The sequence below is a fragment of the Brevundimonas sp. M1A4_2e genome, assembly GCF_053345555.1.
On sequence record NZ_JBKFAI010000002.1, the window covers coordinates 184,654 to 198,235 of the forward strand.

The 13,582-nt window shown below is 67.4% G+C and carries 13 protein-coding genes; 7 read left to right on the top strand and 6 right to left on the bottom strand.

Features of this window, described 5'->3' with window-relative positions:
- Positions 1-46: 46 nt before the first annotated feature.
- A complete protein-coding gene (carA, locus tag ACLBV5_RS05480) occupies positions 47-1,207 on the top strand; it encodes a glutamine-hydrolyzing carbamoyl-phosphate synthase small subunit (protein ID WP_447605053.1) in 1,161 nt (386 codons plus the stop codon).
- Positions 1,208-2,176 (top strand): hypothetical protein, encoded by a 969-nt coding sequence (locus ACLBV5_RS05485; RefSeq protein WP_025978573.1) that lies wholly within the window; start codon positions 1,208-1,210, stop codon positions 2,174-2,176.
- A gap of 6 nt (positions 2,177-2,182) precedes the next feature.
- On the opposite strand, the gene ACLBV5_RS05490 is transcribed toward ACLBV5_RS05485, so the two are convergent.
- Positions 2,183-2,446: a hypothetical protein gene (locus tag ACLBV5_RS05490; protein ID WP_447605054.1), complete on the bottom strand. Its 264-nt coding sequence runs from the start codon at positions 2,444-2,446 to the stop codon at positions 2,183-2,185.
- Positions 2,447-2,630: 184 nt separating this feature from the next.
- Positions 2,631-3,842, bottom strand: a complete 1,212-nt coding sequence (locus tag ACLBV5_RS05495; RefSeq protein WP_447605055.1) for a patatin-like phospholipase family protein — start codon at positions 3,840-3,842, stop codon at positions 2,631-2,633.
- Between the two features lie 172 nt (positions 3,843-4,014).
- Here ACLBV5_RS05495 and dnaG point away from each other — a divergent pair, with 172 nt between their 5' ends.
- Together dnaG and rpoD are read left to right on the top strand one after the other, a co-directional pair.
- Positions 4,015-5,889, top strand: coding sequence for a DNA primase (gene dnaG / locus ACLBV5_RS05500; protein ID WP_447605056.1), 1,875 nt, complete (start codon positions 4,015-4,017; stop codon positions 5,887-5,889).
- A gap of 75 nt (positions 5,890-5,964) precedes the next feature.
- A complete protein-coding gene (gene rpoD, locus ACLBV5_RS05505) occupies positions 5,965-7,887 on the top strand; it encodes an RNA polymerase sigma factor RpoD (RefSeq protein WP_134582339.1) in 1,923 nt (640 codons plus the stop codon).
- 197 nt (positions 7,888-8,084) lie between these two features.
- Here the strand turns inward: rpoD and ACLBV5_RS05510 are convergent, their stop codons facing one another.
- The 4 genes from ACLBV5_RS05510 to ACLBV5_RS05525 form a co-directional block, all read right to left on the bottom strand.
- On the bottom strand, positions 8,085-8,438 hold the full coding sequence (locus ACLBV5_RS05510; RefSeq protein WP_134582340.1) for a DUF1428 domain-containing protein: 354 nt from the start codon (positions 8,436-8,438) through the stop codon (positions 8,085-8,087).
- Between the two features lie 159 nt (positions 8,439-8,597).
- Positions 8,598-9,092, bottom strand: a complete 495-nt coding sequence (locus ACLBV5_RS05515; protein ID WP_447605057.1) for a VOC family protein — start codon at positions 9,090-9,092, stop codon at positions 8,598-8,600.
- The gene (locus tag ACLBV5_RS05520; protein ID WP_447605058.1) at positions 9,089-9,565 is read right to left on the bottom strand and encodes an SRPBCC family protein; all 477 of its coding nucleotides are present in this window, start codon (positions 9,563-9,565) and stop codon (positions 9,089-9,091) included. Before ACLBV5_RS05520 ends, ACLBV5_RS05515 begins: the two co-directional genes overlap by 4 nt.
- Positions 9,566-9,568: 3 nt before the next feature.
- Positions 9,569-10,012: a VOC family protein gene (locus ACLBV5_RS05525; RefSeq protein WP_447605059.1), complete on the bottom strand. Its 444-nt coding sequence runs from the start codon at positions 10,010-10,012 to the stop codon at positions 9,569-9,571.
- 123 nt (positions 10,013-10,135) lie between these two features.
- On the opposite strand from ACLBV5_RS05525, the gene ACLBV5_RS05530 reads away from it, so the two are divergent.
- From ACLBV5_RS05530 to ACLBV5_RS05540, 3 genes are all read left to right on the top strand, one after another.
- On the top strand, positions 10,136-10,795 hold the full coding sequence (locus ACLBV5_RS05530) for a winged helix-turn-helix transcriptional regulator (RefSeq protein ID WP_447605060.1): 660 nt from the start codon (positions 10,136-10,138) through the stop codon (positions 10,793-10,795).
- Positions 10,796-10,968: 173 nt separating this feature from the next.
- Positions 10,969-12,966, top strand: coding sequence for a DEAD/DEAH box helicase (locus ACLBV5_RS05535; protein ID WP_312446954.1), 1,998 nt, complete (start codon positions 10,969-10,971; stop codon positions 12,964-12,966).
- A 181-nt stretch (positions 12,967-13,147) separates the two neighbouring features.
- Positions 13,148-13,468 (top strand): Mpo1-like protein, encoded by a 321-nt coding sequence (locus ACLBV5_RS05540; protein ID WP_253119878.1) that lies wholly within the window; start codon positions 13,148-13,150, stop codon positions 13,466-13,468.
- Positions 13,469-13,582 lie beyond the last annotated feature (114 nt).

The following is a 13,582-nucleotide window of genomic DNA, read 5'->3' on the forward strand; positions in this document are numbered from 1 at the left end:
ACCCCGCCGTTTGTCCGCCCGTATTCACTGCTAGGAGCCCTGCGCCATGACGACTCAAATCCTGTCCGGCGCCACCGGCGTCCTCGTGCTCGCAGATGGAACGGTGCTGTCGGGAATCGGCGTCGGGGCGACCGGATCGGCCGTGGGTGAAGTCGTCTTCAACACCGCCATGTCGGGCTATCAGGAAATCCTGACCGATCCTTCGTACATGAGCCAGATCCTGGCCTTCACCTTTCCGCACATCGGCAACGTCGGCGTGAACCTGGAAGACGTCGAGCAGATCGGCGAGGCGCCTGAGCGCGCCGCGCGCGGCGTCATCCTGCGCGACGTGCCGACTGAGCCGGCCAACTGGCGCGCCACTGGAAGCCTGGATGGCTGGATGGCGTCGCGCGGCGTCATTGGCCTGGCCGGCGTGGACACCCGCGCCCTGACCCAGCTGATCCGCGACAAGGGCGCGCCGCACGCCGTCATCGCCCACGACCCGGAAGGCCGGTTCGACCTGGAGGCCCTGACGGCCCAGGCTCGCGACTGGAAGGGCCTGGTCGGCCTGGACCTGGCCAAGGACGCCTCGACCACCCAGGCTTTCGAATGGACCGAGGGCGCCTGGGAATGGCCGACCGGCTACGCCAAGCCTGAGGCCGGCGACAAGTCGGTGGTCGTCGTCGACTATGGCGTCAAGCGCAACATTTTGCGCGCCCTGGCCTCGACCGGGGTGAAGATCACCGTGGTCCCCGCCTCGACCACGGCCGAGGACATCCTGGCCCGCAATCCCGACGGCGTGGTCCTGTCGAACGGTCCGGGCGATCCGGCCGCGACTGGCGAATACGCCGTGCCCGAGATCAAGAAGCTGCTGGATAGCGGCAAGCCCCTGATGGGCATCTGCCTGGGCCACCAGATGCTGGCCATCGCGCTCGGCGCCAAGACGCTGAAGATGGAACAGGGCCACCACGGCGCCAACCACCCGGTCAAAGACTTGACCACGGGCAAGGTCGAGATCGTGTCGATGAACCACGAGTTCTCGGTCGACGGCGCCAGCCTGCCCGAGACGGTGGTTGAAACACATGTGTCGCTTTTCGATGGCACAAACTGCGGCATCGCGATGAAGGACCGTCCGGTGTTCAGCGTGCAGCATCACCCGGAGGCCTCGTCGGGTCCGACCGACAGCCTCTATTTGTTCAAGCGTTTCGTGGATTCCATGAGGGCGTAAATGGCTTCACCGGCGGCGAAGTCGGCCTATCTGGGCTGGGTAACCGCCGCGATCGCGGGCGAGAGGGGGGCCTCTCCGACCTTTGCGGCGGCTGAGCATGATCTGATCCTGGGCTACGCCACCGGCTATGAAGCGGCCGATGTGGCGGTCTTTGTGCGTTCCTTGCGGGCGGTCTACGCCGGGCCCGTCGTGCTGGTGACGGATCAGGAGCCGGCGCTTCTGGACTTTCTGGCGCAGCATGGCGTGGAGTCTGCGCCGCCGCCTTCGGCCTGCAACGGCGTCTGGCGTCCGCATCCCGTAATGCAGCGCTTCGCCGCCTTCGACGCCCTGATGAGCGAGCGGCCCTGGGCGCGCCAGGTGTTGCTGACGGACGTGCGCGACGTGGTCTTTCAGGCGCCGCCGTTCGATCCGCCGCCGCAGAAGCTCGAGTTCTTCGTCGAGTATGACGGCGGGCTGAAGGGGCATGCCTTCAACATGAAATATCTGCGCGGCGTCGGCGGCGAGGCCGTGGCGCGCGCTTTGGCGGACAAGCCATGCGTCTGTGTCGGCACCGTCGTGGGGCCGCGCGCGTGCATGATCCGTTTTTGCCGCACCTTGTTGATGCTGGCGGCCATCCCCCGGTCGGAGATCGGCGGCGCCTTCGGAGCGGATCAGGCGGCGTGCAACATCGCTCTGCACCTGGGCCTGATCGAGGGAGAGACGCGGCCCAACTACGGCCGGATCGCCACCGTCGGCCTGACGCCCGGCGACGCGCTGTCGCTGGACGGGACGGGCCGGATCGTGAACCCGGACGGCGGGGTCAGTCCGATCGTGCACCAGTATGATCGCCACCCGGCGCTGATGGCCGCCATGCACGAGCGCTGGGGTCAGGGTTTCGAGGCGCGCGAGCGGCGTCGGGGCAAGAGCCTGTCCGAGCGGGGGCGCAAGCTCAGAGATTCCGTCGCGCGACGCCTGCCGGAGCTGCGCTGAGGCGCCCTAGGGCAGGAAGGCCGGTTCGGCGCGACGCAGGGCGGCGGCCTTGCTGACGGCGACGCAGGCCGCATGCAGCCAGTAATCGGCGTCGTCGCTGCGGTTCTCCTGACGCCGGAGCCAGCCGCGCTGACGGCGCAGGGCGGCGTTGGCCAGCAGGCGGGCGTGTAGCGCGCGCGGGTTGAGCAGGGGAACAGCGGGAGAGCCGGGGACGGCGACGGCGTCGGGGCCTTGGGGCTCCACCGCCGGGCGGGCGATGGCGATGAACATGAGAATACCCATCTGAAAACGGCGGTGGTCGCGGTCTGCGACGGGGCCGTCGGCAAGCGTCTCCGTTTCTCGGAGACGTTAGAAGAATCCACAGATGCTGTGGATAGTTCCGCTGTTATACGAGAAATATTGTTCGTAATCAGATGGTTGTGGCCGCATTGCGGTCAATATGGTTAATGAAGTCCTAATGTCTCGGCGGAGCAAGGACCACCGTGGCCGGCGCCTGCTCGCCGGATCGACGGCCTGTGGGGCGCGGTTCGGACGGGTCGACGCGCCGGTCGAAGGCGCGGCCGGCCAGGGCTTCCGCCTCGCCCGTCTGGAACAGCGCGGTCATATGAGCCTGGGTGAAGTCCAGGGTGTTGGCCTCGGCGTGGTCGGGGATGGCGGCGACCGCCAGCGTCAGATCATAGCGCCGGGCGAACTGGGTGATGGCCGTCAGATCCGAGCGTTGCAGGGCCTTCATCATGGTGTCGAAGCTGCGGGCGGCGATGCTGATGGCCGAGATGCGCGAGACTTCGAAGCGCGGGTCCCACTTGCCGTTGACCACGATCCAGATGCGGGCGTCGTCCAGCGGGCGGACGTTCGGCGCGTCCAGCAGCAGGGCCTGGGGCACCACCAGGAAGCTGGACACCGTGCCGCCGTCCACGTGCAACTCCTGAATGCGGCGCCCCTGATGCTCGACATTCAACAGTACGGGCGGAAAGGCGCCGGGGATGCTGGCCGAGGCGATCAGCACATTGACGAACAGCAGACGCGAGGCCTCGTCGTTTTGCTGGGCGATGGCGCCCATGTCCCAGACGACCTGGGTCTGGGTGTCCAGGCTGGTGGTCGAGACGTAGAGGCGACGGCCCTTGCGATGCTCCTCGGCGATGGCGGTCAACAGCTCGGGCGAGATGTTGTTCAACACCAGGTTGGTCAGGGGCTCGGGCTTGAACACGCCCGGCAACGTCAGGGCCAACAGGCCGCGCGATTTCAGCAGATCGTCCGTCTGTCCGCTGGTGTAGGCGTGCTCCAGCGCCGCGTCGAACCTAGAGCCGGCGAAGACGAAGGGGGCGATCAGGGCGCCGGTGGAGACCCCGGTCACCACCTCGAACTGGGGCCGGTCGCCGGCCTGGCTCCAGCCGACCATGACGCCAGCGCCATAGGCGCCGTTGGCTCCGCCGCCTGACAGGGCCAGGATGTCGAACGTCCCGTCCGTCGCTGCGTTCTGGGCCCTGACCGTCTCACGCACGAAGCGGTCGCGCGCCTCTGCCGTCAGGAAGTCGTAGCGCCACGGCGGGCTGGCGGCGGCCAGATCGGCGGCGTCGAAGGCCGGGCGCGGGATCGTCTGGCAGGCGCCGAGCGTCAGCAGAACCGCCGGCAAGAGCATCAGGATCAGAAGACGAAGACGGCGCATGGTCGCAAAGGCTCCGGCGAGGCTTGAATGAGTTAAAGCCCAGACGCTCGCCCGAAGGAAGTCAGCGGTTGTCCCCGCACTTATCCCCAGGCGAGGTTTTGCTCGGGGGCCGTCCGTTCGGCGCAGCGCCTGGGGCTGGCTTTCGCCCGCCATCGGACGGCATAGGTCCAAGGTGCGATTTGACGAGCGGTTCATTGAAGAGCTGAAGGCCCGCCTTCGGCCGTCCGACATCATCGGGCGGACGGTGAAACTCAAGCGTCAGGGACGCGAGTTCGTCGGCCTGAGCCCCTTCTCGAAGGAGAAGTCGCCCAGCTTCTTCGTCAATGACGACAAGGGCTTCTTCCACGACTTCAGCTCGGGCAAGCACGGCGACGTCATCACCTTCCTGCAGGAGACGGAGCGGCTCAGCTTCGTCGAGGCGGTCAGCCGACTGGCGGGCGAGGCCGGGATGCAGTTGCCTGCCGAAGACCCCCATGCGGCCGAGCGCGAACAAAAACGTCAGGGGCTGGCCGACTGGATGGACCTGGCCCAGAAGTGGTTCGCCGCCAATCTGCGCCGCAACGTCGGCAAGGTGGCGCGCGACTATCTGGAAAAGCGCGGCCTGCCCGAGGACCAGTGGGAGCGCTTCGGCCTGGGCTATGCGCCCAACGACCGGGAGGGCCTGAAGCAGGCGCTGGTCCAGCGCGGGGCGCGGCCGGGCGACCTGGTCGAAGCGGGGCTGCTGATCGCGCCCGAAGGCGGGGGGCAACCCTACGACCGTTTCCGCGACCGGCTGATTTTCCCGATCCTGGATGCGCGCGGGCGCATCGTCAGCTTCGGCGGCCGGGCGATGAACCCCGACGACCGGGCCAAATATCTGAACGGGCCGGAGACGTCGCTGTTTCACAAGGGCGCGACCCTCTACGGCCTGCCCGAGGCGCGGCGGATCATGGGGGCCGAGAGCCGGGGCGAGCAGGGGATCATCGTCGTCGAGGGCTATATGGACGTCATCGCCTGTCACCGGGCGGGGCTGCCGGCTGTGTCGCCGATGGGCACGGCCCTGACCGAAGAGCAGATGGCGGTGCTGTGGCGCGTATCGTCCGAGCCGGTGCTGAGCTTCGACGGCGACGCAGCGGGCCTGCGCGCCGCCTATCGCTCGATCGAGCGGGCCCTGCCGCTGCTGAAGTCTGGCAAGTCCTTCCGCTTCGCCCTGCTGGAGGGCGGGCAGGATCCGGATGATATCCTGAGGGACAAGGGGGCGCCGGCCCTGCGCCAGGCCATGGCGTCCACGCGGTCCTTCGCCGAGGTGCTGTTCCGCCGCGAGGTCGAGGCTGAACCGCTGGACACGCCCGAGCGCAAGGCGGGGCTGAAGGGGCGGCTGCGACAGGCGGCCAATGCGGTGCAGGACAAGGATCTGGCGGAGCAATATCGCCGCGACCTGTTCGACCGTTTCGACGCCCTGTTTCCGCGCCAGCCGCGGCCGCAGCCGCAGGGCGGTCGACCGGGACCGGGCGGGCGCTGGCGCGGCCCGCCGCCGCTGCAGGGGCAGACCGCCGAGGGCGCCCAGGCCATGCAGGCCCTGTTCCGCTCCATAGAGCCGATCGCGGCGGCTCTGGCGCACGGGGCGCTGGACGACCCGGAGCGGCTGGACGACCACATGGAGGCGGTGGCCCGCTACGGCTTCGGCGATCCGGCGTTGGACGGGCTGGCGCAGGAGATGGTGCGCCTGCGTTTCTCAGGCCGGACCCTTGACTCCGCCGCCCTGCGCCGCCATCTGGCCCAATCGGGTCATGACGCCATGTTGCGCGAGGTCGAGAAGGCGGCGGCGAAGTCCGGCGCGCCATTCCTGGCTACAGACAAGCCCCTCGGCGAGGCGAGGACCCGGTGGTCGCAGGCGTTCGACGCTCTGACCCGCGCAGCGGCGTTGGACGAGGCGCTCGCTTCGGCAAAGTCGGAGGCCCACAAGGCTTTCGACACCTCGGCTTTCGCTCTGGTGAAGGCCGAGCGCGATGCGTTGCGACGGGCCATCAAGACCGGAACGATATGGGAAGACTCGGCTTCTTCGTAGTGAACGAAGTTGTCGGGCGTTGTATTTTCGCCGCAGGGGCCTGATCACCCCCCGTCGGCCGTGGAGACAGACTGAATGAGCGCGCAGACCGAGACGCAGGACGCCGAAACCAACGCCGACGGGCCCCTGCTCGATCTCACCGACGCCGGGGTGAAGAAATTCATCCGCCAGGCCAAGACGCGCGGCTATGTGACGATGGAGGAGCTGAACAAGGTCCTCCCGTCCGAGGAAGTCACGCCGGACCAGATCGAAGACATTCTGGCCATGCTGTCGGAGATGGGCGTCAACGTCGTTGAAGCCGAAGAGGACGCCGCCGAGGCGACCGGCACCGACGTGGCCGCCGCCGCCGAGACCTCGGTCGCCGAGGCGCCCGCCAAGTCCGCCTATGACCGCACCGACGACCCGGTGCGGATGTATCTGCGCGAAATGGGCACGGTCGAGCTGCTGAGCCGCGAGGGCGAAATCGCCATCGCCAAACGCATCGAGGCCGGCCGCGACGCGATGATCTCGGGGCTTTGCGAAAGCGCCCTGACCTTCGAAGCCATCATGGTGTGGCGCGAAGAGCTGGCCAACAACCGCATCCTGCTGCGCGAAGTCATCGACCTGGACGCCACCTACGGCATCCTGAACCCCTCGTCCCTGCCGCATAACCAGCCCGCCCCGGCCCAGCCGACCGGCGAGCCGGACGGCGACGGCGAAGAGGATGACGAGGACGATTTCGACGACGGCGGCGCCATGTCGATCTCGGCGCTGGAAGCCGAGCTGCGCGACGGCGTCATGGAGGTGCTGGACGCCATCGCTCTGGACTTCGGCGAGTTCCGCAAGTTGCAGGACAAGCTGGTCGAGGCGCGCCTGAAGGGCGATGTCCTGACCGCCAAGGACCAGAAGACCTATGAGTCCCTGTCGACGGCGATCTCGGACCGTCTGAAGACGATGAAGCTGAACAACGCCCGCATCGAGGCGCTGGTCGAGCAGCTCTACGCCATCAACAAGCGTCTGATCGGTCTGGAAGGTCGCCTGCTGCGTCTGGCTGACGGCTACGGCATCTCGCGTCCGGAATTCCTCAAGGCCTATTTCGGCTCGGAGACCGACCCTAACTGGGCCGAGCGCATCAAGGAGATGGGCGTCCGCTGGACCAAGTTCAGCGAAAACGAGACCAGCCAGATCGCCGACATCCGTAGCCGGATCGCCGCTGTGGCGTCCGAGGCCGGGGTGCCGATCGACGACTATCGCCGCATCGTCCAGATGGTTCAAAAGGGCGAGCGCGAGGCCCGTCAGGCCAAGAAGGAAATGGTCGAGGCCAACCTGCGCCTGGTGATCTCCATCGCCAAGAAATACACCAACCGCGGCCTGCAGTTCCTGGACCTGATCCAGGAGGGCAACATCGGCCTGATGAAGGCCGTCGACAAGTTCGAGTACCGCCGCGGCTACAAGTTCTCGACCTACGCCACCTGGTGGATTCGTCAGGCGATCACCCGCTCGATCGCCGACCAGGCGCGCACCATCCGCATCCCGGTGCACATGATCGAGACGATCAACAAGATCGTCCGCACCCAGCGCCAGATGCTGCACGAGATCGGCCGCGAAGCGACCCCGGAAGAGCTGGCCGAACGCCTGGCCATGCCGCTGGAGAAGGTCCGCAAAGTGCTGAAGATCGCCAAGGAGCCGATCAGCCTTGAGACGCCCATCGGCGACGAGGAAGACAGCCACCTGGGCGACTTCATCGAGGACAAGAACGCCATCCTGCCGATCGACGCCGCCATCCAGTCGAACCTGCGCGAGACGACGACCCGCGTGCTGGCCTCGCTGACCCCGCGTGAAGAGCGCGTCCTGCGGATGCGCTTCGGCATCGGCATGAACACCGACCACACCCTGGAAGAGGTCGGCCAGCAGTTCTCGGTCACGCGCGAACGCATCCGTCAGATCGAGGCCAAGGCCCTGCGCAAGCTGAAGCACCCCAGCCGGTCGCGGAAGCTGCGGAGCTTCCTGGACTCCTAAACGATCAAAGGGCGGCTCCGACGGAGCCGCCCTTTTTTCTCCTCCCCATGACATGGGGAGGTGGATCGGCGGCGAAGCCGTCGAGACGGAGGGGCTGCTCGCTTCCGCTGTCGCAAAGCCCCTCCACCACTTGGCTGCTCCGCGCCGCCCTTCGGGTCGTGGTCCCCCTCCCCACGATGTGGGGAGTAGAGCGCCGCTTACTGCTTCTCGTCGAAAACCGTCTCGAACCCGCCCCACATCATGCGCTTGCCGTCGAAGGGCATGTCCATGTCGGCCATGGCGGGGTCGTCTTGCATCTTGGCCCAGGCGTCGTCGGCGGTCTTTTTGTCGGGCCAGATCAACCAGGAGAAGACGACGACCTCGCCGTCCTCAAGCTTCACCGACATGGGGAAGCTGGTGACCTTGCCGTCGGGCACGTCGACGCCCCAGTTCTCGACATGGGCCAGGGCGCCGTAGCCCTTGAACAGCGGCCAGGCGACGCGGGCGGACTCGATGTAGCGGTCCTTGTTCTCGACCTTCACGGGGGTCAGGAAGCCGGTGATGTAGGTCATTTTAGCTCTCCTTCGGAGGGTTGGCCCCTATCGCTCGCCGCGCGGCGGCTCGCTGCTTGAGGGGCGGGGCGGATAGTCGGGGCAGGCGCAAGCTCAGGCTTGGTGGAAAGCGACAGTTCAGGTCGGGTCGAGAAGGCGGAGCCTTCTGACCGCGGCCCACTAGGAAGAAACCGCATCAGCGGCGGCGTCGAGGGCGCTGATGTCGATCTTGTGCATGGTCATCATGGCCTCGAAGGCGGCCTTGGCGCGGGCGGGGTCGGGATCGTCGTAGAAGGCCATCAGGCGACGCGGCGTGATCTGCCAGTTCACGCCCCAGCGGTCCTTGCACCAGCCGCAGGCGCTTTCAGCCCCGCCATTGCCGACGATGGCGTCCCACAGGCGGTCGGTCTCGGCCTGATCCTCGGTCATGATCATGAAGGACACGGCCTCGGTCTGAGGGAAGATCGGGCCGCCGTTCAGCCCCATGTAGCGCCTGCCGGCCAGGGTGAACTCCACCACCAGTTCGGCGCCTTCGGGATTGGACGGATTGTCGGCCGGGCTGGCGACGACGCGGTCGATGCGGCTGTCGGGCAGGCCGAGCGAGACGTAGAACTCGGCCGCCTTCTTCGCCTGGCCCAGGTCGTACCAGATACAGGGAATGATCTTGTCGCTCATGACGCGCCCTCCTGCGGCGAGAGATTTTCGGCGACCTTGGCCAATTGGTCGGCGGCGGCGCCCCACCCGGTCTCGAAGCCCATGTCGCGGTGGGTCTGCATGGCTTTTTCGGTCCAGTGGCGGGCGCTGGCCGTGTAGCGCGTGCCGTCCCCTTCGGGCTCGAAGGTGTCGATGCGGACGAAGTTCATGTCGCCGGGCTGCGGGATCCAGCCCTCGGTGAAGGCGCCGGTCGTCACCAGCAGGCGGCTCGGCTCCACCTCCAGGACCACGCCGCGATACTCATGCCGCTCGCCCTCGGGCGACTGCATGACGACATCGGCGCGGCCGCCGGGGCGCAGGTCATGGTCAACCGACACCGTGCTCCACGGGCGCGGGGTGAACCATTCGGTCGCGTGCCGGGTCCAGGCGCGCCAAACCCTCTCCGGCGGGGCCTGGATGAAACGGCTGACGCTGAGTTCGTAAAGCTCGCTCATGGCTCAGCCTCCGCCGACCTGGGAGGCGAAGCCTTCCGGACCTTGCGCAGCGGCTTCCGGGTCCATCCACATGATCTCCCAGATGTGGCCGTCGGGGTCGGCGTAGCTGCGGCTGTACATGAAGCCGTAGTCCTGTTTGGCGCTGGGGTCGGCCTGGCCGCCGGCCTGGGTCGCGCGCTCGACCGCGGCGTCGACGGCCGCGCGGCTGTCCTCGGACAGACAGAGCAGCACCTGGGCCGTCTTGTGCGCGTCGGGGATGGCGCGGTCGGTGAAGGTCGCCCACTTCTCATGGGTCAGCAGCATGACGTGGATGGTCTCGGAAAAGACCATGCAGGCCGCCGTCTGGTCCGAGAACATCGGATTCATCTTTGCGCCGACCGCCTCGTAGAAGGCGACGGAGTGCGGCAGGTCGGCGACCGGCAGGTTGACGAAGATCAGCTTGGGCATCGGCGGGTTCCTCCCTCTGCGCGGCCCTCCCTCCCCGGACGGCCTGCCCTGTAGTGTGGCGATTTCTGCGCCTCGATGTTATGTTAGTCAACTATGCAGTTAGAAAAAGTAACTAATGAGCCCTTGTCCCGTGCTCGCCGGTATCACGACGCCTGCGGGGCGGCGCACGGGCTGGACCTCGTGGGCGAGCGCTGGGCCTTGCTGGTGATCAGAGAACTCATGATGGGGCCGCGTCGTTTCAGCGATCTGCGAAAAGACCTGTGCGGCCTGTCGGCCAATGTGCTGACGCAGCGGCTGGAGGGGCTGGAGGCATCGGGCGTGATCCAGCGCCGTAAGCTGCCGCCGCCCGCCTCGGTCCAGGTCTATGAGCTGACCGACTGGGGCTATGAGATCGAGCCGGTCTTCATGGTGCTGGGTCGTTGGGCCGCGCGTTCGCTCCAGCACGACCCGACCCTGCCGATCAGCGCCGTCTCCGTCATGCTGTCGTTCAAGACCATGTTCGACGCGGCGCGGGCCCAAGGCGCAACGATGCGGCTGGGCTTTGTGCTTGGCGAGGACCCGATGGTCGTGACGGTCGCGGGCGGCGTCATCGACGCCATGCGCGGCGACGTCGAGGGTTGCGATGTGGTGGTGCGCGCCCCGGCTCGGGCCGTTGCGGCTGCCGTTTACGGCAAGGCCCCGCTGCAGGCTCTGGAAGGCGAGGGGGCGATGGCGGTCGAGGGCGATCGGGCGGTGTTCGAGCGGTTCGTCGACTTCTTCCACCTGCCTGCCAAGGCAGGGTAGGGGGCCGTCCTGTTTCCCGCTCCGGTGGGGAACGCGGGTCGATTTGTGAAAATCGGCCCCACCGCGGCCGTTATTCGTGTATAGGGAGCGCCTTTCCCGACGCCCGGCAGGCTGCGACGCCTCGCCGGGCGCGGCCGTTTAACGGTCGCCTCATCTGAATTTCCAGGCCCTTCATGCCCTTTCCCGCGATCCATCCCGCGCTTGACCGCGCCTTGCTGAACAAGGGCTATCTTGAGCCCACGCCGGTCCAGGCGGCCGTGCTGGAAGGCCACGGCGAAGGCGATCTGCTGGTCTCGGCCCAGACCGGCTCGGGCAAGACGGTGGCCTTCGGCCTGGCCGCAGCGCCGACCCTGCTGGGCGAGGACGAGCGGTTCGGCCAGGCGGACACGCCGCTGATGCTGGCCATCGCCCCCACGCGCGAACTGGCGCTGCAGGTCGCGGCCGAGCTGGAGTGGCTCTATGCCGAGGCGGGGGCCAAGATCGTCACCTGCGTCGGCGGCATGGACGCCCGCAAGGAGGCCCGCGCCCTGAACCACGGTGCCCATGTCGTGGTCGGCACGCCGGGCCGTCTGAAGGACCATATCGACCGCGGGGCTCTGGACCTGTCGGCCGCCCGCGTCGTCGTGCTGGATGAAGCCGACGAAATGTTGGACATGGGCTTCCGCGAGGACCTGGAATACATCCTGGAACAGGCGCCGGAAGAGCGCCGCACCCTGCTGTTCTCGGCCACCATCGCCCGCGACATCGCGATCCTGGCCAAGCGCTATCAGAAGGACGCGGTGCGCATCGACACCGTCGACCGCAGCCAGCCGCACAACGACATTGAATACCGCGCCATGCGCATCGCGCCGAACGAGATCGAGCGCGCCGTGGTCAACGTCCTGCGCTATTTCGAGGCGCCGGGGGTGCTGGTCTTCTGCTCGACGCGGGATTCAGTGCGTCACCTTCAGGCCTCGCTGCAGGAGCGCGGCTTCGCCTCGGTGTCGCTGTCGGGCGAGATGGGCCAGCGCGAGCGCAATGAGGCGCTGCAGGCCCTGCGCGATCGCCGCGCCCGCGTTTGCGTCGCCACCGACGTGGCCGCGCGCGGTCTGGACCTGCCTGACCTGGGTCTGGTGATCCACGCCGAACTGCCGATCAACAAGGCGACCATGCTGCACCGCTCGGGTCGCACCGGGCGCGCGGGCAAGAAGGGGATCTCGGTCCTGCTGGTCCCGCACAGCCGTCGCCGCAAGGCCGAGATGCTGCTGGGTTCGGCCGGGGTCGAGGCCGTCTGGTCCGGCGCGCCGACCGCCGAGGAGATCCGCGCCCAGGACGAACAGCGCCTGCTGGCCGCGCCCGTCTTCGCCGAGGAAGGCTCGGACGAGGATGCTGGCCTGATCGAGACGCTGGTCAAGGAGCGCACGCCGGACGATCTGGCCCGCGCCCTGCTGGTGCTGCTGCGCAAGAACCTGCCGGCGCCCGAAGATCTGAGCGATCCGGGCGAAGGCCCGCAGCGCAAGCCGCGCCGCGAACGCGATGCGGCGGGCGGCGACGACTACGCCCCTGCCCCTTGGCCGGGCGACCGCCTGCAACCGGACGAGGTCCGCTGGTTCCGCCTGGACATCGGCCGCAACCGCAACGCCGACCCGAAATGGCTGATCCCGCTGATCTGCCGCATCGGCGGCGTGACCAAGCAGCAGATCGGCTCGATCCGCACCTTCCCGGAGGAAACGCGGTTTGAGATCGCCCTGAGCCACGCCGACGCCTTCGCCCGCTTGGCTGAGATGAGCAAGGAAGAGGCCCGCATCACCCCGTCCGAGGCGCCGACGCCCGGGTCGATGAAGGGCGCGCGCAATCGCAATGCTGAACGGGACGGCGACGCTCGCCCCTACGCCAAGAAGCCCTTCCGCCGCGACGAGGACGGCCAGAGCCGCCCGCCGTTCAAGAAGAAGCCGTGGAGCCCTGACGGCGACGCGGCCCGCAGCGCGGATGGCGAACGCCCCTTCAAGAAGAAGCCCTATGCGCCCCGCGCGGATGCAGCGCCGGGCGAAGGCGGTTTCAGCAAGAAGCCGAGCTTCAAGGACAGGAACGACAAGAAGCCGTTCACGCCCAAGCCGGGCTTCAAGGGCAAGCCGGACTTCAAGGCGGGCGCCAAGCCTTTCGCCAAGGGGCCGAAGGGCAAGCGGGCTTAAACACCCGCGGTTGTTTCCGTCATCCCGGCCGAAGCCTCTCTGGCGAGGCTTAGAGCTGGGGACCGCCCAGAGGCTGGCGTCCGTATTCCGAGCCGTCCCGGATAGCGGCTGCGCCGCTTCCGGGATGACGGGGAGAGGGGCTCTCTTGCCCCCGGCGCGATCCGGGGGCAGGCTGGGGCCCATGAGCATCGAGCAACCCCAAGGGCGGTACGCCTCGTTCGAGGCCTTTTACCCCTATTATATTCATGAGCATTCCAACCGGACGTGCCGCCGCATCCATGTGGTCGGGACGGGGCTGGTGATCGCGGCCTTCGTGGCGTTTGTGGCGACGCGCAACGCCTGGTGGCTGCTGGCCATGCCGTTGGTCGGCTACGGCTTCGCCTGGGTCGGGCATTTCTTCTTCGAGAAGAACCGGCCGGCGACGTTCAAATACCCGCTGTGGAGCCTGATGGGCGATTTCCGTCTGTTCCTCGAGACGGTCAGAGGCAAGCGGAAGTTCTGAAGGCGCCTTTCCTCCCCATGAAATGGGGAGGGGAACCGCGAAACGGTGGAGGGGCAGGAACGGCGAGTCCTGTGCGGGCGGTCAGGTTTTAGGGCGCGGAACCAAGCAGCCCCT